General features: G+C 68.2%; 1 protein-coding gene and 1 pseudogene. Both read right to left on the bottom strand.

What is annotated here, in order from left to right; translation table 11 throughout:
* A pseudogene (locus BSP109_RS16790) lies at positions 1-463 on the bottom strand (DUF418 domain-containing protein); the annotation flags it as partial.
* 13 nt (positions 464-476) lie between these two features.
* The coding region (locus tag BSP109_RS17860) for a TetR family transcriptional regulator (RefSeq protein ID WP_146001236.1) at positions 477-1,052 on the bottom strand (576 nt) is incomplete at its 5' end.

Genomic DNA, 1,052 nt, shown 5'->3' with positions numbered 1-1,052 from the left:
TGAGGTAGTTCGTCTCTCCTGTGCCTTGGGTGAGGAGGGTGTCGGTGATCGCCCCGAACGCCGCGGATTCCTCGGGCGTCATGTCCGCGCCGGTGCCCGAGTCGCCTGCGAGGACGAGGGAGACGACGATGAAGAAGACCTGGACGAGGACGAAGAGCGCAAGGATGCCGGCGAGGATCCAGACGGTGATCCTCAGTGCTCGGTCCCCGGCGGCCTGGATGAGGTAGCCGAGGATGAGACCGCACAGACCGTAGGCGCCGAGGATGTCCCCGCCGAAGAGCAGCGCGGCGTGGATGAAACCGAAGACGACGAGCCAGAGGCTGCGGCGCACGAGCATCGAGGTGATCGTCCGCGGGTCGTCGCCGGCGGCGGTGCGGCTGCGGGTGAACTGGACGATGCCGTAGCCGAAGAGGAACGCGAACATCGGGTAGATGCTGCCGTCGACGAAGAGGATCGTGAGCACGGACAGGGTCGTATCAAGCGGGGAGTCGCTCGTCGGGTGGCCGCTCATCATCGTCGCGGCCTTCGTGCCCCACAGGTACGCCGAGACGTTGGCGATCGCGATGAGGCAGAGCATGAGACCGCGGGCGAGGTCCGGGGCGAAGGCCCGCCGAGGCGCGGGAGTGGGAGGGCCGGGCGCGCGACTGCTGTGCATCATCGGAGCCGGCTGGTGCGGGAAGTCTGGGTGCGTCATGTGATGTTTCGGACGGGTGAACGGCGACCGCCTCGGCGAGGATGTCGACCTTCGCGATGAACGCCGCCCGCAGTGACGGGGTGGAGTCGATGACCTCGTCGAGGGCGAAGCTGTCGGCCCGCCGGTCGGGGTCGGCGTAGTGGTCGACGATCCCCGACATCGACGCGCGCACGGACGTCCACGGATCCTCGTCACCGGGGCGGGCGAGGAGCCGGGCGATCATGTCCTCCCCCATCCCCACCCACTTGCCCGAGATGACGTCCTCCTTGGACGGGAAGTAGCGGAAGAACGTCCGCCGCGACATCCCCGAGGCTGCGGCGAGATCGTCGACGGTGGTCTCGGAATAGCCCCGCTCGCG

The sequence above is a fragment of the Brevibacterium sp. Mu109 genome, assembly GCF_900169375.1.
Lineage (GTDB): Bacteria > Actinomycetota > Actinomycetes > Actinomycetales > Brevibacteriaceae > Brevibacterium > Brevibacterium yomogidense_A.
This window is presented reverse-complemented; position numbering and strand designations above follow the sequence as displayed.